This window comes from Curtobacterium sp. MCBA15_012, from assembly GCF_001864935.2.
Classification (GTDB): domain Bacteria; phylum Actinomycetota; class Actinomycetes; order Actinomycetales; family Microbacteriaceae; genus Curtobacterium.
Window position 1 is genome coordinate 3,377,413 of the sequence record NZ_CP126267.1, and the last position, 18,867, is coordinate 3,396,279.

Here is an 18,867-nt window from a genome sequence, read left to right on the forward strand (position 1 = left end):
CTCTGCGTCGCCGCCTCAGCGGCGACGGCCCTTCTTGTCGTCCTTCACGTGACCACGGAAGGTGCGGGTCGGCGCGAACTCGCCGAGCTTGTGACCGACCATCGACTCGGTGACGAACACCGGGATGTGCTTCCGACCGTCGTGCACGGCGATCGTGTGACCGAGCATGTTCGGCACGATCATCGAGCGACGCGACCAGGTGCGGATCACGTTCTTGGTGTTGGCCTCGTTCTGCGTGACGACCTTGCGGAGCAGGTGCTCGTCGACGAAGGGGCCCTTCTTCAGACTGCGTGGCATCTTCTGAACTCCTACTTGCGCTTCTTGCCGGCGTTACGGCGACGGACGATGAGCTTGTCGCTCGGCTTGTTCGACTTGCGCGTGCGACCCTCGGCCTGACCCCACGGGCTGACCGGGTGACGACCACCGGACGTCTTGCCCTCGCCACCACCGTGCGGGTGGTCGACCGGGTTCATCGCGACACCACGCACGGTCGGGCGGACGCCCTTCCAGCGCATGCGGCCGGCCTTGCCCCAGTTGATGTTCGACTGCTCGGCGTTGCCGACCTCGCCGATCGTTGCGCGGCAGCGGGCGTCGACGTTGCGGACCTCGCCCGACGGCAGACGGAGCTGCGCGTAGGGGCCGTCCTTGGCGACGAGACGCACCGAGGCGCCGGCCGAGCGGGCCATCTTCGCGCCGCCACCGGGGCGGAGCTCGATCGCGTGGATCACGGTACCGACCGGGATGTTGCGCAGCGGCAGGTTGTTGCCGGGCTTGATGTCCGCGCCCGGGCCCTGCTCGATGACGTCGCCCTGCTTGAGCTTGTTCGGCGCGATGATGTAGCGCTTCGTGCCGTCCACGTAGTGCAGGAGCGCGATGCGCGCCGTGCGGTTCGGGTCGTACTCGATGTGCGCGACCTTGGCGTCGACGCCGTCCTTGTCGTGACGACGGAAGTCGATCACGCGGTACTGGCGCTTGTGGCCACCACCGATGTGGCGGGTCGTGATGCGACCCGAGCTGTTGCGGCCACCGGTCTTCGGCAGCGGACGAAGCAGCGACTTCTCCGGCGTCGAACGGGTGATCTCGGCGAAGTCGGCGACCGACGATCCGCGACGACCCGGGGTGGTCGGCTTGTAGTTACGAATAGCCATGATTTATCCCTCTGGTCCTCAGCCGACAGCCGTGAAGATGTCGATCGAACCGGACTTGAGCGTCACGATGGCGCGCTTGGTGTCCTTGCGCTTGCCCATGCCGAACTTCGTGCGGCGGGTCTTGCCCGGACGGTTCAGGGTGTTGATGCTCGCGACCTTGACGTCGAAGATCTTCTCGATGGCGAGCTTGATCTCGGTCTTGTTCGACCGGGGGTCCACGATGAACGTGTACTTGCCCTGGTCGATCAGGCCGTAGCTCTTCTCCGAGACGACCGGCGAGATGATGATGTCGCGCGGGTCCTTGTTGAAGCCGCTCATGCGGAGATCTCCTTCGCGGTCTTCGACGCGATGAAGGCGTCGAGTGCGCTCTTGCTGAAGACGAGGGCGTCGGACTTGAGCACGTCGTAGGCGTTGAGCTGGCCGTACGAGAGCGCGTGGACACCCGGCAGGTTGCGGATCGACTTGAGCGTCAGCTCGTCGTCCGACTCGAGCACGACGAGCACGTTCTTGACGGGCGCGACCTTCTCGATGAGCGTGCGGGCGGTCTTGGTCGACGGCACGTCGGCCGAGACGAAGCCCTCAACCGCGGAGATGCGGCCACCGCGGGCGCGGTCCGAGAGCGAGCCGAGCAGAGCAGCGGCGATCATCTTCTTCGGGGTGCGCTGCGAGTAGTCGCGCGGGGTCGGTCCGTGGACGACGCCACCGCCGGTGTGCTCCGGTGCGCGGACCGAACCCTGACGGGCGCGGCCGGTGCCCTTCTGCTTGAACGGCTTGCGACCAGCACCGCGGACCTCGCCGCGGTTCTTGGTCTTGTGGGTGCCCTGACGCGCGGCGGCGAGCTGCGCGGTGACGACCTGGTGGATCAGCGGGACGTTGGTCTCGACGTCGAAGAGCTCAGCGGGCAGCTCGATGCTGCCGGCGACGGCCCCGGTCGCGTCGAGGACGTCGATCGTGGTTGCGGTCTCGGTGGCCATGATCACTTACCCTTCACGGCGGTGCGGACGAAGACGGAGCGGCCACGAGCACCGGGGACGGCGCCCTTGACGAGCAGCAGACCCTTCTCGGCGTCGACGGCGTGCACCGTGAGGTTGAGGACGGTCACGCGCTCGCCGCCCATGCGACCAGCCATGCGCATGCCCTTGAAGACACGCGACGGGGTCGACGAGGCGCCGATCGAACCGGGCTTGCGGTGGTTGCGGTGCGCACCGTGCGATGCGGAGACGCCGGCGAAGCCGTGGCGCTTCATGACACCGGCGAAGCCCTTGCCCTTGGAGGTGCCGACGACGTCGACCTTCTGGCCCGCCTCGAACGTGTCGACGGTGAGCTCCTGGCCGAGCGTGTACTCAGCGGAGTCGTTGGTGCGGATCTCCGTGAGGGTGCGACGCGGGGTCACGCCAGCGGCCTCGAAGTGGCCAGCGGCCGGCTTGTTGACCTTGCGCGGGTCGATGGCGCCGGCGGCGATCTGGATCGCCTCGTAGCCGTCGCGCTCGACGTTGCGGATCTGGGTGACCACGTTCGGGCCGACCTCGATCACGGTGACGGGGATGAACTTGTTGTTCTCGTCCCACACCTGGGTCATCCCGAGCTTCTTGCCGAGGAGGCCCTTGACGGTCTTGGTTGAGTTCGCCATTGGTCAGCCCCCTTACAGCTTGATCTCGATGTTGACGTCAGCCGGGAGGTCGAGTCGCATGAGCGAGTCGACGGCCTTCGGCGTCGGGTCGACGATGTCGATGACCCGCTTGTGCGTGCGCTTCTCGAAGTGCTCGCGCGAGTCCTTGTACTTGTGAGGGGAACGGATCACGGTGACCACGTTCTTCTCGGTGGGGAGCGGCACCGGGCCGACCACGGTCGCACCGGCACGGGTCACCGTGTCGACGATCTTCCGGGCCGACGTGTCGATGACCTCGTGGTCGTACGACTTGAGCCGGATGCGGATCTTCTGTCCCGCCATGTGTCTCTTTGTCCTCTCTGCGCCGCGCACCCTTCCGGGCCGCCTGACGCCGCCGCCACCGTGCATTCCTGCAGGGCTTGGCTGTTTTCCTGAACCAACCGGCCGCATCCCGGGGGATGACCGCTGTTCTCCTGTCAACCGCGCGGAGCGACCTTGGCCGTCCAGCGTGGGCATGTCGCGTCCCTCGCACTCCGGGCACAGCTGCGCCCGAGGTGGTGTTGGGGACTCGATCGTGTTCTGCTGCCTGCGGCCCAACCCAGCTCCGCTGAACGGAGGGGTTGTGCACTGCCAGAGCAGTGATCCTGCGGGCGCGAGCACCCGCGGAGTTCGGAACCGGACAAGTCTCTCACGGGTGTGGCATCCCTGCAACCCGGGCGTGTCGCTTTTTTCCGGAGGCCGACTCCCCCGGGAACACGGGGATCGGACGGGTACCCGGGCAGGGTGTCCGGTCGCCGCGGAGACCGCGCCGGACACCGTCGTGGAGGGCCCGGTAGTGAGGGGCGCGCGCGCGTCACACAGCTTCGCGACGGGTCCCCCGATGGTCGGCAGGCGCGTCAGCCCTGGGCAGAGCAGCCCGCCTCCGCCATCGGTCACCGACGGCCGGGAGGCGCGGCGCGACGCCGCCACGGACCTCGCCTTGCGCCTCGGTCGCCGACTGCCCGGAGGCGCGGCGCGGCTCCGCCGAGGTCCGCGCCTGCGCCTCGGTTCGCCGACGGGCCGGAGGCGCGGTGCGGCTCCGCGGAGGAGCCGCCTCCGGCACCCTCAGACGTCGAACGCACGAGGCCCGCCCGACATCGGTCGGGCGGGCCTCGTGACGGGCTCCGGGCAGTCCTACTCGGCGACCACCGGGGGCACGAACCACGGCGGGAAGACCGCGACGCGCGGCCCGGTGACGCGGTGCTCGGCCAGGAGCGTCTTCACCTGCTGGCGCACGCGGTCGTTCGGGACGCCGATCACGGCGACGGAGGACAGCGGCACGCGGGGCCCCGCGAGCAGCTCGAGGCCGTGCATCTCCGGGTCCGTGAAGTCGGTCCGGCGGATGAGGTTCGTCGCGGCCGCGGGGCCCACGGCGAACCGCACGTCCTCGGCCTCGGCGTCCTGGTCGGCCACGATGACCGAGGCACCGAACGCCGACATCGGGACGACGAGCACGACGTACTCGGTCGCGCGGGTGCGGCGAGCCGCGTCAGACCACCGCTCCCCCTCGGCACCGCGGCGCAGCTCGTCCCACCGCGTGGCGTCGGGCGACAGGCTGAAGGTCACGTGTGCTGACACCGGGGCGCCGTCGGGCGCGGTCGCCTCGGCTCGTGCGGCGCGCGTCGCAGCGGAGCTGACGTCGACGGCCGGCGAGGCCTGGTCAGCCGCGAGCACGGCGCCTTCCGCGACGATCGCCGCGAGGTTGTCGACGTGGGTGGCGTGGTGGGCACGCAGGGCGGCGAAGTCCCGGGGTTCGGGGAGTTCCGGTGCGGATGCGGACCGCAGGGATCCGCCGGCACCGCGGGTCGGCGCCGGGGTCGACCGGAGGTCGGTGGTGATGCGGGTCCGGCGCGGTGCCGGAGCCGTGGGGACCGCCGGCGTCTCGCGCTGGCGGGGGGAGCAGATGTCGCAGAGCTCGGTGGGGAAACCGTGGATGCACTCGTCGGTCACGACTGGTGAGGGTCCTTCCGTGCCCGTGTGGGGGTGGTCGGGCACGGTGACCAACCGTACGTCATCTCCGCGCCCGCGTCGTCACTGGCGGTAGAGCAGGGCGCGGACCTCGGACTCCGCGGCGTGCAAGCGCTGTGGGTCGATCGTCTCCCCGTGCTCGTAGGCGTCGAGGAGCCGCGGGTCGATGTAGCTCTGCCGGCACACCGTCGGGGTGTTCCCGAGCTCCTCGCTCGCGGCCTTGACGGCGTGGGACACGGCTTTCTTCCGCTTCGCCTGGGACGACTCCGGACCGGTCTTCGCCAGGTCGACGGCGGCGGCGACCGTGCCGTGCAGCGTCCGGAAGTCCTTCGCCGTGAACTCGTCGCCCGCCCGCTCCTTCACGTACTCGTTGATGTCCTCGGCGGCGAGCGGCTCCCACTCTGCCCCGCGGCGCTCGCGGAACGAGAGCAGGCGGGCGTTCGCGCCGCGACGCTTCATCCCCGCGATCACCTTCGCGAGGTCGGCGTCGTGGATCGTCGAGGACCACTCCTGGCCGCTCTTGCCCGGGAAGTCCAGCTCGATGTCGTCGCCGGAGACGTGGGCGTGCGCGCAGAGCAGCGTCGACAGTCCGCGACTGCCGTGCTCGGTCGCGTACCGCTCGGAACCCACACGGAGGGAGCCCTGGTCGAGCATGCGGAACGCGGCGGCGAGGGCGCGACGTCGGTCGGGTTCCGGGCGGCGCAGGTCCTGCGTGACCATGCGTCGCGCCGACGGCAGCGACTCCGCGAGGGCAAGTGCGCGGTCGTACTTGATCTTGTCCATCCGCTCGCGCCAGCCCGGGTGGTACATGTACTGCCGGCGCCCGGCGCCGTCGATACCCGTCGCGAGGATGTGGCCGTTCTCGTACGGCGAGATCCAGACCTCGTCCCACGCCGGCGGGATCACCAGCTCCTCGAGCCGCTGCCGCACGGCCGGGTCGGTCACCGTCGCGCCGTCGGGGTCGCGGAACGAGAAGCCGCGGCCACTCCGCACGCGGTGGTAGCCACGGCCGTTGGTCGTCGAGCGTCGGAGACGGGTCACCCGACTGATCCAACCCGACGGGCCCTGTGACGGGTCACGGCAGCGATCCGCCCACCCCCTGGCCTCGATCAACTAGCGGCCAGGGGGTGGGCCGACGGCGATGCCGACGGCACGACGGCACGACGGCAGGAACGACGAAGCGGGGCCGGACCCGAAGGCCCGACCCCGCTGACGCAGTGTCTTCCGGAGAACCGGGAGTTACTTGACGATCTCCTCGACCGTACCGGCGCCGACCGTACGACCACCCTCACGGATGGCGAAACGGAGGCCAGCCTCCATCGCGATCGGCTGGATCAGCTCGACCGACATGGCGACGGTGTCACCGGGCATGACCATCTCGGTGCCCTCGGGCAGCGTGATGACGCCGGTGACGTCCGTGGTGCGGAAGTAGAACTGCGGACGGTAGTTCGCGTAGAACGGGTTGTGACGCCCGCCCTCTTCCTTGGTCAGGATGTACGCGTTCGCCTTGAACTCGGTGTGCGGCGTGACCGAACCCGGCTTCACGACGACCTGGCCGCGCTCCACGTCCTCGCGCTTGAGGCCACGGATGAGCAGACCGGTGTTGTCACCAGCCTCGGCCTTGTCGAGCAGCTTGCGGAACATCTCGATGCCCGTGACCGTGGTCTTCTGCGTCGGGCGGATGCCGACGATCTCGACCTCGGAGTTCAGGTCGAGCGTGCCACGCTCGACACGGCCGGTGACGACCGTGCCACGACCGGTGATCGTGAAGACGTCCTCGATCGGCATGAGGAACGGCTGGTCGGTGGCGCGCACCGGGTCCGGGACGTTCTCGTCGACGGCGGACATGAGGTCCTGGACCGACTTGACCCACTTCTCGTCGCCCTCGAGCGCCTTGAGCGCCGAGACCTGCACGACGGGGGCGTCCTCGTCGAACTCCTGCGAGCCGAGGAGCTCACGGACCTCGAGCTCGACGAGCTCCAGGATCTCCTCGTCGTCGACCATGTCGGACTTGTTCAGCGCGACGACGATGTAGGGGACGCCGACCTGGCGGGCGAGCAGGACGTGCTCGCGCGTCTGGGGCATCGGGCCGTCGGTGGCGGCGACCACGAGGATCGCGCCGTCCATCTGGGCCGCACCGGTGATCATGTTCTTCACGTAGTCGGCGTGACCAGGAGCGTCGACGTGCGCGTAGTGGCGCTTCTCGGTCTGGTACTCGACGTGCGAGATGTTGATCGTGATGCCGCGGTCGCGCTCCTCGGGAGCGCTGTCGATCTGTGCGAAGTCGCGGGCCTCGTTGAGGTCCGGGTACTGGTCGTGCAGAACCTTGGTGATCGCCGCCGTGAGCGTGGTCTTGCCGTGGTCGACGTGACCGATGGTTCCGATGTTGACGTGCGGCTTGGTCCGCTCGAACTTGGCCTTGGCCACTGTGGGTCCTCCTCAGGACTCGGAGAGCATGCCCCCGGTCGCGAGACCGTTGGCGTGCAGGGTGTGTGTCATTACTGTACTTGGTGGCGAGGGGCCCGTCGCCGGGCACCCTCGCCTGTGGAGTGAACGCCGGAGCGTTACTCCCCGGTGTTCTTCGCGATGATCTCCTCGGCGACCTTGGCCGGGACCTGGCTGTAGGTCTCGAAGGTCATCGAGTAGACCGCACGACCAGAGGTCTTCGACCGGAGGTCACCGACGTAGCCGAACATCTCGGACAGCGGAACGCTCGCGCGGACCACCTTGACGCCCGAGGCGTCCTCCATCGAGGCGATCTGGCCACGACGGGAGTTGAGGTCACCGATGACGTCGCCCATGTACTCCTCCGGAGTACGCACCTCGACGGCCATGATCGGCTCGAGGATGGCGGGACCGGCCTTGCGGGCGGCCTCCTTGTAGGCGATGGAACCGGCGATCTTGAACGCCATCTCGGACGAGTCGACGTCGTGCGCCGCGCCGTCCTTGAGGATGGCCTTCACGCCGACGGTCGGGTACCCGGCCAGGATGCCGACCTGCATGGCGTCCTGGATACCGGCGTCGACCGAGGGGATGTACTCACGCGGGACGCGACCACCGGTGACGGCGTTCTCGAACTCGTAGACCTTCTCGGCCGTGACTTCCATCGGCTCGAGGGCGATCTGCACCTTCGCGAACTGGCCGGAACCACCGGTCTGCTTCTTGTGCGTGTAGTCGTAGCGCTCGACGACCTTGGTCAGGGTCTCGCGGTACGCGACCTGCGGCTTGCCGACGCTGGCCTCGACCTTGAACTCGCGCTTCATGCGGTCGACGAGGATGTCGAGGTGGAGCTCGCCCATGCCCTTGATCGTCGTCTGACCGGTCTCGGCGTTGAGCTCGACGCGGAACGTCGGGTCCTCTTCGGCGAGCTTCTGGATGGCCGTGGAGAGCTTCTCCTGGTCAGCCTTCGTGTTCGGCTCGATGGCGACCTCGATGACCGGCTCCGGGAACGTCATCGACTCGAGGACGACCTGGTTGGTCGGGTCGCACAGGGTGTCACCGGTGGTGGTGTCCTTGAGGCCGATGACCGCGTAGATGTGGCCAGCGGTCACGTTGTCGACCGGGTTCTCCTTGTTGGAGTGCATCTGGAAGATCTTGCCGATGCGCTCCTTCTTGCCCTTGGTCGAGTTGATGACCTGGGCACCGGACTCGATCGAGCCGGAGTACACGCGGACGTACGTGAGACGACCGAAGAAGGGGTGCACCGCGACCTTGAACGCCAGGGCCGAGAACGGCTCCGTCGCCTCGGGCTTGCGGATGATCTCCTTCTCCTCGTCCTTGACGTCGTGGCCGATCATCGGCGGCACGTCGAGCGGGGACGGGAGGTAGTCGATGACCGCGTCGAGCATCGGCTGCACGCCACGGTTCTTGAACGCCGAGCCGCAGAGGACGGGGTAGACCTCGGACGCGATGGTCAGCTTGCGGATCGCAGCCTTGATCTCGTCCTTGGTGAGCTCCTCGCCACCGAAGTACTTCTCGAGCAGTGCGTCGTCGGTCTCGGCGACGCGCTCGATGAGCTTCGCGCGGTACTCCTCGGCACGGGCCTGGAGGTCCGCGGGGATCTCCTGGACCTCGTACTGGGCGCCCATGGTGACGTCACCCTTGGCATCGCCCGGCCAGACCTTGGCGTGCATCTCGATGAGGTCGATGACACCGACGAAGTCGTTCTCGGCACCGATCGGGAGCTGGAGCACGAGCGGCTCCGCTCCGAGGCGGTTGATGATGGTGTCGACGGTGAAGTAGAAGTCCGCGCCGAGCTTGTCCATCTTGTTGACGAAGCAGATGCGGGGGACGTCGTACTTGTCGGCCTGACGCCACACGGTCTCGGACTGGGGCTCGACGCCCTCCTTGCCGTCGAAGACGGCGACGGCACCGTCGAGGACGCGGAGCGAGCGCTCCACCTCGACCGTGAAGTCCACGTGACCGGGGGTGTCGATGATGTTGATCTGGTTGTTGTCCCAGAAGCAGGTCGTCGCGGCCGACGTGATCGTGATGCCGCGCTCCTGCTCCTGCGCCATCCAGTCCATCGTCGCGGCGCCGTCGTGGACCTCACCGATCTTGTGCGTGATGCCCGTGTAGAACAGGATGCGCTCGGTCGTCGTGGTCTTGCCGGCATCGATGTGCGCCATGATGCCGATGTTGCGGACCTTGTTCAGGTCGGTGAGCACGTCCTGTGCCACAGGTTCCTCCGGAAGAGTTGTAGGAGAGGTTGGCGGTCGGGTGGGCGTCGGCGGTTCATGACCACCGACACCCACCCGCAGCCGGGACTACCAGCGGTAGTGGGCGAAGGCCTTGTTCGACTCGGCCATCTTGTGCGTGTCCTCGCGGCGCTTGACCGCGGCACCGAGACCGTTCGACGCGTCGAGGATCTCGTTCATGAGACGCTCGGTCATCGTCTTCTCGCGACGTGCCTTGGCGTACGAGGTCAGCCAGCGGAGCGCGAGGGTGTTCGCGCGGTGCGGCTTGACCTCGACCGGGACCTGGTAGGTCGAGCCACCGACGCGGCGGCTGCGGACCTCGAGGGTCGGACGGACGTTGTCGAGCGCCTTCTTGAGCGTCGCGACGGCATCCTGCTGGTTCTTGGCGGTGACACCCTCGAGCGCGTCGTAGACGATGCGCTCGGCGAGGCCCTTCTTGCCGTCCAGGAGGATCTTGTTCACGAGCTGCGAGACGATCGGCGCGCCGTACACCGGGTCGGCGACGACGGGACGCTTCGGGGCGGGACCCTTGCGAGGCATCTAGCTCAACCCTTCTTCGCGCCGTAGCGGCTGCGAGCCTGCTTACGGTTCTTGACTGCCTGGGTGTCCAGGGCGCCACGGATGATCTTGTAGCGCACGCCGGGGAGGTCCTTCACACGACCGCCACGGACGAGCACCATCGAGTGCTCCTGCAGGTTGTGGCCCTCACCGGGGATGTAGGCCGTCACCTCGGTGCCGTTCGAGAGCTTGACACGAGCGACCTTGCGCAGGGCCGAGTTCGGCTTCTTGGGGGTGGTGGTGTAGACGCGGGTGCAGACACCACGCTGCTGGGGGTTCGCCTTCAGTGCCGGCGCCTTGGTCTTGACGACCTTCGGCGTGCGACCCTTGCGAACGAGCTGCTGGATGGTAGGCAACTGTTCTCCTGGTTCTTCGCTCGTGCTCTGGCCGGCGCGTTCCGCCGGCTTCCTCATCACACGCCGATCGCCGCCTGACGGCGGAGGTGGCGAGGGATGGATGATCCCGTCCGGCTCGTGGCGTCAGCCACCGCAGGACCGGGATTTCGGGCGCGCCCGAGGGCGCACACCCAGATGAGACTACCCGCGTGACAGGGTGAGATCAAGCCGGGCGTGTCGCGGTGGGGAGGATGCGCGACGGGGTCGGGGCACGCCTCCCGGCCGCATCCGGACCGCCTGCCGGACGCGAGCTGGACCCACGACCGGACGCGAGGCGGACCCACGACCGGACGCGAGGCGGACCGACGACCCGACCCGCGCCGGACCGACGCCCGCACGCAGCCGGCCCAGTGGACGGACCGCGTCCGGGCTCAGGAACCGGAGTCGCGCGCGCCGTTGCCGACGGCCGACTCGAAGGTCGCACCCTCGTCGGTGAAGCCCGTGATGTAGCCGGTGGCGTTGACGTTCATCGGGCCGGCCGAGGCCGTTCCCGGGCCGTCCGGGCCCGTGAAGTCGGCGGTGTACTTCGCCCGCCCGTACGTGGTGGTGGTCACGAAGAAGCCGCGCGACAACCAGTCGCCCACCGACACCGCGGGGCGGGTCTCGAGCGTCCACTTCTTGTTCGTGTACGTGTACGACGGGTTCGACCCGTAGGCGTAGAAGCTGCACCCGGGCGGCTCGGCCTCGGTCGACGCGATGCAGCCGTCCACCCAGCGGTCGACGGCCTGCTGGGCCGCCTGCTTGCCCGCGTCGGTCAGCGTGACGCGCATGGACACCGGGATCGAGGCCGTGCTCCGGAAGCCCGAGACCACGGCCTCGGTCTTGTCCGCCGTGTACCACTTGCCCCCGTCGACGGCGACGGAGTACTTGCCCGGCAGCGCCTTGAGGCTGACCGCCCCGTCGGTGGAGGTGGTCACGCTCTTGCCGGCGATCTGCAGCCCCGTGTTCGCGGGACCGCGGACCGAGACGTCGACGCGGCCGAGCTGCGGGGCCTCCATCTTCCACACCGGGAAGACGCCGAGGTCGGTTCCCGTGCGGTCGAGCGTGAAGACGGTCGAGACGTCGCGACCGCCCTGTCGCAGGTACGCCCGCACCTGTGCGGTGTCGCCGGACGTGTCGGTCGCCGCGATCCGGTACCCCGTGATCTTCGAGGAGGCCTTCGCGTACGCGGCATCGGTCAGCAGCACGTCGTCCTTGCCGTGCTCGATGCCCGCCGTGTCGAGCGCGTCGTCGACGCGACCGGCGGTCAGGTCGTCGAGGAACGCGCGCACCGGACGGTCGGGGGAGTGCGAGGCCGACTGGACCGAGTAGGTCACGATGCCGGCGACGGCGAGCAGCACGACGGCGGTGCCACCGGCGATGATGCCGATCAGCGCCCCGCGCCGCAGCTTCCTGCGAGGCGGTCGCGGCGGTGCCACGACCCCCTGCGCCGCGGCTTCCTGCGTGCCCCGGATCGTCTCGACGTGCGGTACGGCTGCCCAGCCGTCCGTCTGCTGCTCGGTCATGCGTCCCCCGTCGTGCGTGTTGCCTGCTCCGGGATCCTACCGCCGGGGACCGACGCCGGTCCGGTGTGGTTCCGCGCGGCTGTCAGCGGTGGTCGTGCGTCGCCCGCCGGGCCGCCGCGCGGGTGTCAGCGGTGGTCGCGCGTCGCCTGCCGGGCCGCCGCGCGGCTGTCAGCGGTGGTCGTGCGTCGCCTGCCGGGCCGCCGCGCGGTCCTGGTGGCGCGCCGCGGCGATCCCGCCGACGACGCACACCAAGGCGACGACGACCGAACCGACGACGAACGGGCTCAGTGCGGAGCCCGCCGGGAACACGAGCAGCTCGGTGGCGTCGCCGCGGACGGACGCGTAGCCGACCGATCCGACCGCGAGCATGACGAGGTACGTGCCGGCGGCGGCGACGAGGCCGCTGACGCCCGGGTTGCCCTCGCGGACGCCGGACGCCGTCGCGAGGAACACCACGACCGCGCCGGCGACGACCATCCCGGGGCCGAGGTACGGCGTCGCGTCGGGTTGGGCGATCGCCTCGACGTCGGCGAGCAGGGCCTCGAAGCCGGTCACCGCGACGACGAGCGCCACGAAGAGCACGGACGTCATCGTCGCGACCAACCAGCGGGACATGCGGCGATCGTACCGCCGGGTGGTGTGCGGGGTCGCGGTGGGCCGCGCACGACGGACCGGACGTGGTGCTGGCCCTACTGCTGGACCTGCTCCTGGTCGGTGCGGCCTGCGTGGGCCACCTGCTCGGTGCGGTCGGCACGCTCGGCGCGGTCGGCACGCTCGGCACGGTCGGTGCGATCGGCACGCTCGGTGCGCTCGGCCTGTCCGCGGGCGACGGCGACGAGGGCCAGGGCGATGGTCGCCGTGATCACGGGGACCGACTCGGTGAGCGGCGCAGCCTGCGTGGTCGCCTCGTCCGTCCCGGTGGCGGACCACGCGTGGTCCGCCACCGACGGGAGGCGCGCACCGGCACCGGCGGGCACCGGCACCGCCGGCAGGTCGCCGGCCGGGAGGGGCGTCGCGACCCCCACGGGCTCGGTCGCGGCCGGCGCGTGGTCGTCGGCCGGGAGGGACGCCGACGCTCCGGCGGGTGCCGTCGCCTCCGGCTCGGGGGCGTGGTCGCGGACCGCCGGGCCCACCACCGGGAGGACCGCGGTGGTCGCCGGGGGTTCGACGTGCGCGGTGCCGGTCCCGGTGGCGGCACGGTCGGTGCTGCCGTCGACGTCACCGAGCGTGGTGCTCGTCGACCGGCCCGCGCGGATCCGAGCGGCCGCCATCCGCACGAGGACGACCGCGGCGATGACGGCCCAGATGCCGTTGACGATCGTCGACGGCACGGCGTGGTGTGCTGCGACGTTGACCGCGACCGACACCCCGCCGACGAGGTTCAGCGCCTGGTAGACGGGGCCGTTGGGGATCTTCCCGAGGGAGAAGAGCAGGTAACCTGCCAGGACGGTCACGGCTCCGAACCAGCCGAGGAACTCCACGATTCCGTACAACACGCGCGACTCCGGGCACGACGAGGGACGGCCGTCCGTGGGCGACCGTCCGAGAGGGGATGGGCAGCCGCGAGCGCGGCGCCGGGAGCATCGTACGCACAGCGACGGGTGTCGCGGAAGTGGTCCGGCGTGGCGCGGTGGCCCCGGTTCGCGGGGTGGGCAGCGGAGGGGTCCGCGAGCAGTGCGGGGCGGTCGCCAGCCAGCCGTCGGAGCGGTCGTCGGCCGGCCGCCGGGGCCGTCGTCAGCCCGCCGCCGGGGCCGTCGTCAGCCCGCGGTCCTGGCGGCCGTCGGGCCGCCCGCGAGCACGTAGACCGACCCGCTGAAGGTCCAGGTCGGCGTCTCCGCCGCCCCGTCGTCGGCGCCGGACTCCGCCGCTGCGGACGAGATCGACGTCACGAGGAAGAGCCGCGGGTTCGACTGCACGCCGCGGACGAAGGCGAGCGCCTGCGCGAAGTCGCCCTCGACGGTGACGGTCACGGGGATCACCGAGAAGTTGGCGCTCGTGATGCTGCCGTCGGTCGTGGTCCGCGGTGCGACCGGCGTCGCGGCGGCGGTCGCCTGGGCGGTCGGTGCCGCCGTGGCCGCACCCGGGGTCCCCGTGCCCGTCGACCCTCCGTCGGAACCGGTCGCCGGCGTCGCGGCGGGCGCCACGTACGCCTGCGCATCACCGATGGTGAGCGACGACACCCGGACACCGCTCGTGTCCGCCGTGGCGTCGAGCTGGCTGATGAGTGCGGACGCCTGGGCGTCGGCGGGCACCGACGCCCGCAGCTCTGCGAGTTCGGCCTGCATCCGGGGCATCTCGGCGGCCCGCTCCCGCAGACGGTCGAGCTCGGTCCGTGTCGAGGCGTTGGTGCCCGCGACGCTCCCGCGTTCGGCATCGGCAGCCGCGGCCCGGTCGAGCTGCGGCTGCACCCCGAGGAAGAACCCGCCCGCCAGGATCGCGAGGGACGCGACCGCGGCCAGGAGGAGCATCAGGCGGTTGCGGCTCACGACTTGTCCTTCGTCTCGTACTTGCCGTCGAACGCACGCTCGTCGAGGTGGATCGTCATGTCGACCGTGTAGACGTTCGTCGACGCGTCGAGCGTCACCGAGTCGGCGTTGGCGTCGACGAACGCCGGGATGCCCTTCACCGAGTCGAGCCAGGCGGGCACCGACGGCAGGGTCGTGCTCGACGCGGCGATCGTGAGCGTCGCGATCCGCTGGCCCTGGAGGGGCGTGGTCGCCTGCGCGTACGACTCGAGCGGGGTCGCGGAGTCGATCTGCACGCCGGTGATGGAGACGCCGGCCGGCAGGGAGTCCTGCACACGCTGCAGGGTGGCCTGCCAGTCGACCTCGGTGGACCCGCCGACCCCCTGTGCGGCTCGGAGCAGGTCGGTCTGGCCCTCGACGTCGCGCACGTCGCGGTACTGCCGTTGCTGGAGCAGGAGGGAGTCGGTCTCCTGACGCGCCTGCTCGAGCTCCGACTCGGACTGCATCGCCGCGGCCGACGCGACGACCGTCGCTCCGGCGGCCACCACCGCCACGACGACGACGCCGAACCACGCCCGACGGACCAGGGCCCGCTGTCGTCGGTCGACGTGGACCTCGGTGGGCAGCAGGTCGACACGGGGGACGCCACCGACGACGATCGTGCCGGCTGCCTCACGGCCCTGCCGCTTCGTCCGCTGCGCGGTGTCCGCCACGAGCCGGACCTCGTGGGATCGGGACCCGCGTCTCCGGGGCGGCTCCAGGAGCTTGGTCATGCGGCGACGCTCCCCCGCGCCAGTCCCCACGCGACGGCGACGGCGTGCCCGCGCTCGGCGAGGTCCTCGCTGCGGACGGAGCGGTTCGTCGCGGCGTCGGCGAACGCGTCGCCGATCGCCACGGGCAGTCCGGTCTGCATGCCGAGCGCCCCGGCGAACCCGGGGAGGTGCGCGCCGCCGCCGGCGAGCACGATGCCCGCCATCGTCGTCCCCGGCCGGGTGCTCACGAAGTAGTTCACGGTGTTCCTCAAGCTGGTCAGCAGTTCGGTGCTGAGGTCGCGGATGGTGGCCTCGGCGCGTCGGTCGTCGGCGGTCAGGGCGCGGCCGCCCATGCCGATCCAGCGCTTCACCGGCTCGGCCTGGTCGAGGGGGATGTCGAGGGCAGCACCGAGCGCGCCGGTCAGGTCGTCGCCTCCCGACGGGATCACCCGGACGAACTGCGGGACCCCGTCCGTCGCGATCACGACCGTCGTGGTGTTCGCCCCGACCTCGGCGAGCGCGTGCGTACCGGGGTACCGGGACGCCGGCAGGTAGACGCGGGTGAGCGCGAACGGGATGAGGTCGACGCCGACCGGGTTGAGACCGGCGAGCTGGACCGCGCGGACGTTCGCGAGCACGGAGTCCTTGACGGCCGCGATGAGGAGACCGTGCACGACGGGTCCGTCCACCGTCGTCGACTCGGACACCGGGTAGAAGTCGAGGATCGCGTCACCGACCGGGACCGGGAGCATGTCCTGCACCTGGAACGGCAGCGACTCGCGGATCTGCGCGAGCGGGGCCTTCGGGACGGTCAGGTCGCGCGAGAGCACGCGCTGGTTGCCCATGCCGAGGACGACGTCCTTCGACCGGAACCGTCCGACCCGCCACAGCTCCCTGAGGCTGGCGGCGACGGTGTTCGGCTCGAGGACCTCACCGCGCTTGGTCGAGCCCGGGACGAGCGGGACCTCGGCCACGCGCAGGATGACGGGGTCGGGCTTGTCCGGGTTCGCGACCTCGACCGCGCGGATGGTGTCTCCGCCGATGTCGATCCCGACGAGGGTCTTCGCCATGTGCTGGGTCCTTCCTACGCCAGGCCGGTGATGTGCAGGTACGCGTCGAGCACGGGCTGACCGAGGAACACGCCCAGCCAGGCTCCGCCGAGCATCCAGGGGCCGAACGGGATGCCGGTGCCGCGACGGGCACGACCGGTCGCCAGCAGGCCGATGGCGAAGGTACCGCCGAGGAGGAAGGCGCCGGAAGCTCCCACTGCGAGGGGTCCCCATCCGAGGTACGCGAGCACGAGCCCCAGGACACCGGCGAGCTTGACGTCGCCCAGGCCCATCCCACCGGGGACCGCGACCGCGAGGGCGAGGTAGCCGCCGCCCATCGCGACGAGCCCGATGCCGCCGCGGACGAGCGCGGCCCAGTCGCCGGTGAGCGCGCTGCGGGCGACCAGGAGCACCGCGCAGACCACGTAGGCGGGCAGGACGATCGCGTTCGGCAGCCGGTGCACGTCGAGGTCGATGAGCGCGAGGGCGACCGAGACGGCCATCAGGTAGAGGAGCACGACGAGGCCGACGGTCGCGGCGGCAGCGGCCCGCGGGTCCGTCGCGGCCACGAGTGGCGGTGCGGCGCGGAGGACGACGAGCACGAACAGTGCCGCCGTCGCCGCCTCGACCAGGGGGTAGCGCTTCGGGATCGCGGTGCTGCAGTCACGGCACCGCCCGCGGAGCAGGAGCCACGACACCACGGGCACGTTGTCCCGTCGTCGGATGCCGTGGCCGCAGCGTGGGCAGGCGCTCGGCGGCGCGACGACCGAGATGCCCGCTGGGACACGGTGCACGACGACGTTGAGGAACGAGCCGACGGCCAGGCCGACGACGCCGACGAGCAGGGCGACGAACACGGCCGGGGTCACCGCGGGACCCCTGCCGCGTCGTACGCCGCCGCGACCTCGATCTGCGACGTCACCTTGTAGGTCGTCACGACCGGCTGCGGGAAGAACGGGGGCGTGTAGCTGCCGAGGCTCGTGTCGTAGCCGTACGCCTTGAGGTAGCCGTTCGTGCCCTTGCCCACCGCACCGCGGAACCGCTGTGCGATCGACCCCTTCACGGTGAGCTTCCCCCGACCACCGCCGATGGCGTAGTTCTGCACCGTGAACGTGCCCTGGTTCGACAGCACCGCGGCCGCCACCGTCCGGTCCCCGGCGAGCATCGGGTAGGTCCCGCCGTACGCGTCGACCATGGGGTTCCAGACCAGGACGGCCTCCTGGCCCACGAGACCGAGCACGGTCGACGCCGCCCGGCCCGCCGTGTACTGCAGGTCTCCGGTCACGTAGACGTAGTTCTCGGCGACGAGCGAGATCGACGCGTCGACCTTGCCGGACACGAAGAGGTCTCCGTGGGTGCATCCGTAGGCCGTGCTGAACGGGATCTGCTGCCCCTGCGCGGTCTCGGGGTTCGCCTCGTCCCACGTTCCGCCCAGTCCCGGGACACTGCCGCGACGGGGGAACCCGAGACCGTTGTCCTTGACGGCGACGCTCCGCATGCAGGCAGACGGGGACCTGCTCGGGTCCTTGGTGAAGTTCGGGTTCGTCGAGGACCCGGTCCCGGACGATGCCGGCTCGTCCTGCACGTACACGAGGTTGTCGGCGAGGAGCTTCGTGCTGACGACGGCCCCGGAGCCCTGCAGGTCCGTCAGCCTGCCGCACTTGTCGGGCGCCGACCCGTACTTGCCGGAGCGCTGCAGGTTCGTCGCGAGGGTCAGCGGGGAGCGGATGCGCATGGTGCCGTTCCCGAGGAAGGTGATCTCGGTGGGTCCGGTGTACAGGCAGCCCGTCCCCGGCGCGGTGTCCCTGACGGCCGGGTCGTCGCTGTACATCCGGTCGCGGCCGGCGCTGATCGTCGACGGCGGCGTGTACGAGCTGACGACCTCGGGCTGGTAGCCGGCGTAGTAGTCGAAGGAGGGGGCCTTCGGCGAGGAGCACCGGTAGGTGCTCCACCCGACCGAGGACTGCACCGTGCTCCCGAACCGACCGCCGCAGATGAGCATCACGTCGTTCGACCGGATCGGTCCGTCGAGGGTGTCACCGTCCTGGAACTGGATGCGGTCGCAGGCGTCCTTGCCGCCGCCCGGGCTGACCGAGTACGTCGTGTTCTGGTAGACGTTGCGGCAGTCCTCGCCGGTGATGGCCGGGTCGCCGGACTCGTAGTCGGTCCAGTACAGGTAGTTCGAGAAGCCGTCCGGCCGCACGTTCGCGACCAGGGTGCGAGTGGTCGAACCGGCACGCCCGGTGACCTGGACCCGGACGATGCCCTGTGGGCCGGCGATGCTGTTGTCGACCGCGTACCGGTACGACGTCTCGCCCGCGGCGCCCGTCGACCCGGGTACGGTCACCCAGCTCGTGAACGCGGGGTTCAGCGCAGCCCCGGTGCCGACGCCCTTCGGGAACGTGTCACCGGTGCTGAAGGGCTGGCTCGGATCGCCGTACTTCGTCGCGTACGTGTTGTCGGCGTTGACCCGGCTCTGGTAGTCGGCGAGTCCGGCGTACGCCGCGGCCATCGCGTTGGCGAAGTCGCGGTCGGAGGTCGTCTTCGTCGCACCGGACGTCGCGATGCCGACCATCGTGGCGGCGAGGATCATCACGACCATGCCGATCCCGAGGACGGCGGCGAGGGCGACGCCGCGCTCGTCGTCGTGCGAGCGGATGAGGGCGAGGATGCGGCGCACGG

General features: G+C 70.2%; 20 protein-coding genes. All 20 read right to left on the reverse strand.

Going from position 1 to position 18,867, the window contains the following annotated elements:
- Positions 1 to 15: 15 nt before the first annotated feature.
- Positions 16 to 297: a 30S ribosomal protein S19 gene (rpsS, locus tag QOL15_RS15665; RefSeq protein ID WP_017885529.1), complete on the reverse strand. Its 282-nt coding sequence runs from the start codon at positions 295 to 297 to the stop codon at positions 16 to 18.
- 11 nt (positions 298 to 308) lie between these two features.
- The gene (gene rplB / locus QOL15_RS15670) at positions 309 to 1,148 is read right to left on the reverse strand and encodes a 50S ribosomal protein L2 (protein ID WP_065960035.1); all 840 of its coding nucleotides are present in this window, start codon (positions 1,146 to 1,148) and stop codon (positions 309 to 311) included.
- 18 nt (positions 1,149 to 1,166) lie between these two features.
- Positions 1,167 to 1,466: a 50S ribosomal protein L23 gene (gene rplW, locus QOL15_RS15675; RefSeq protein ID WP_065960036.1), complete on the reverse strand. Its 300-nt coding sequence runs from the start codon at positions 1,464 to 1,466 to the stop codon at positions 1,167 to 1,169.
- The gene (rplD, locus tag QOL15_RS15680) at positions 1,463 to 2,122 is read right to left on the reverse strand and encodes a 50S ribosomal protein L4 (protein WP_065960037.1); all 660 of its coding nucleotides are present in this window, start codon (positions 2,120 to 2,122) and stop codon (positions 1,463 to 1,465) included. The genes rplW and rplD overlap by 4 nt, the downstream gene beginning before the upstream one ends.
- 2 nt (positions 2,123 to 2,124) lie before the next feature.
- Entirely contained in the window at positions 2,125 to 2,778 is a 654-nt protein-coding gene (gene rplC, locus QOL15_RS15685; protein ID WP_022903285.1) for a 50S ribosomal protein L3, read from the reverse strand.
- 12 nt (positions 2,779 to 2,790) lie between these two features.
- Positions 2,791 to 3,099 (reverse strand): 30S ribosomal protein S10, encoded by a 309-nt coding sequence (rpsJ, locus tag QOL15_RS15690; protein ID WP_022903286.1) that lies wholly within the window; start codon positions 3,097 to 3,099, stop codon positions 2,791 to 2,793.
- Between the two features lie 831 nt (positions 3,100 to 3,930).
- Positions 3,931 to 4,746 carry a DarT ssDNA thymidine ADP-ribosyltransferase family protein gene (locus QOL15_RS15695; protein ID WP_071246065.1) on the reverse strand — a complete coding sequence of 272 codons (816 nt, stop codon included), beginning with the start codon at positions 4,744 to 4,746 and terminating at the stop codon, positions 3,931 to 3,933.
- An 81-nt stretch (positions 4,747 to 4,827) separates the two neighbouring features.
- Positions 4,828 to 5,805 (reverse strand): DNA topoisomerase IB, encoded by a 978-nt coding sequence (locus QOL15_RS15700; RefSeq protein WP_065960040.1) that lies wholly within the window; start codon positions 5,803 to 5,805, stop codon positions 4,828 to 4,830.
- Positions 5,806 to 6,003: 198 nt separating this feature from the next.
- Positions 6,004 to 7,191: an elongation factor Tu gene (gene tuf / locus QOL15_RS15705; RefSeq protein WP_065960042.1), complete on the reverse strand. Its 1,188-nt coding sequence runs from the start codon at positions 7,189 to 7,191 to the stop codon at positions 6,004 to 6,006.
- A 137-nt stretch (positions 7,192 to 7,328) separates the two neighbouring features.
- Positions 7,329 to 9,443, reverse strand: a complete 2,115-nt coding sequence (fusA, locus tag QOL15_RS15710) for an elongation factor G (protein WP_065960046.1) — start codon at positions 9,441 to 9,443, stop codon at positions 7,329 to 7,331.
- Between the two features lie 87 nt (positions 9,444 to 9,530).
- Positions 9,531 to 10,001: a 30S ribosomal protein S7 gene (gene rpsG, locus QOL15_RS15715; RefSeq protein WP_058742332.1), complete on the reverse strand. Its 471-nt coding sequence runs from the start codon at positions 9,999 to 10,001 to the stop codon at positions 9,531 to 9,533.
- A 5-nt stretch (positions 10,002 to 10,006) separates the two neighbouring features.
- The gene (gene rpsL, locus QOL15_RS15720; RefSeq protein ID WP_058728453.1) at positions 10,007 to 10,375 is read right to left on the reverse strand and encodes a 30S ribosomal protein S12; all 369 of its coding nucleotides are present in this window, start codon (positions 10,373 to 10,375) and stop codon (positions 10,007 to 10,009) included.
- Between the two features lie 410 nt (positions 10,376 to 10,785).
- Positions 10,786 to 11,919 (reverse strand): hypothetical protein, encoded by a 1,134-nt coding sequence (locus tag QOL15_RS15725; protein ID WP_065960050.1) that lies wholly within the window; start codon positions 11,917 to 11,919, stop codon positions 10,786 to 10,788.
- A gap of 168 nt (positions 11,920 to 12,087) precedes the next feature.
- Positions 12,088 to 12,534: a DUF6121 family protein gene (locus QOL15_RS15730; protein WP_065960052.1), complete on the reverse strand. Its 447-nt coding sequence runs from the start codon at positions 12,532 to 12,534 to the stop codon at positions 12,088 to 12,090.
- A 74-nt stretch (positions 12,535 to 12,608) separates the two neighbouring features.
- A complete protein-coding gene (locus QOL15_RS15735; RefSeq protein WP_175473801.1) occupies positions 12,609 to 13,415 on the reverse strand; it encodes a hypothetical protein in 807 nt (268 codons plus the stop codon).
- A 261-nt stretch (positions 13,416 to 13,676) separates the two neighbouring features.
- Positions 13,677 to 14,405 carry a hypothetical protein gene (locus QOL15_RS15740; RefSeq protein WP_065960058.1) on the reverse strand — a complete coding sequence of 243 codons (729 nt, stop codon included), beginning with the start codon at positions 14,403 to 14,405 and terminating at the stop codon, positions 13,677 to 13,679.
- Entirely contained in the window at positions 14,402 to 15,157 is a 756-nt protein-coding gene (locus QOL15_RS15745) for a hypothetical protein (protein WP_083395169.1), read from the reverse strand. Before QOL15_RS15745 ends, QOL15_RS15740 begins: the two co-directional genes overlap by 4 nt.
- Entirely contained in the window at positions 15,154 to 16,206 is a 1,053-nt protein-coding gene (gene pilM, locus QOL15_RS15750; protein ID WP_065960061.1) for a type IV pilus assembly protein PilM, read from the reverse strand. Before pilM ends, QOL15_RS15745 begins: the two co-directional genes overlap by 4 nt.
- Positions 16,207 to 16,220: 14 nt before the next feature.
- Positions 16,221 to 17,054: an A24 family peptidase gene (locus QOL15_RS15755; protein WP_065960063.1), complete on the reverse strand. Its 834-nt coding sequence runs from the start codon at positions 17,052 to 17,054 to the stop codon at positions 16,221 to 16,223.
- Complete coding sequence (locus tag QOL15_RS15760) at positions 17,051 to 18,865, reverse strand: hypothetical protein (RefSeq protein ID WP_065960065.1); 1,815 nt, start codon at positions 18,863 to 18,865, stop codon at positions 17,051 to 17,053. Before QOL15_RS15760 ends, QOL15_RS15755 begins: the two co-directional genes overlap by 4 nt.
- Positions 18,866 to 18,867 lie beyond the last annotated feature (2 nt).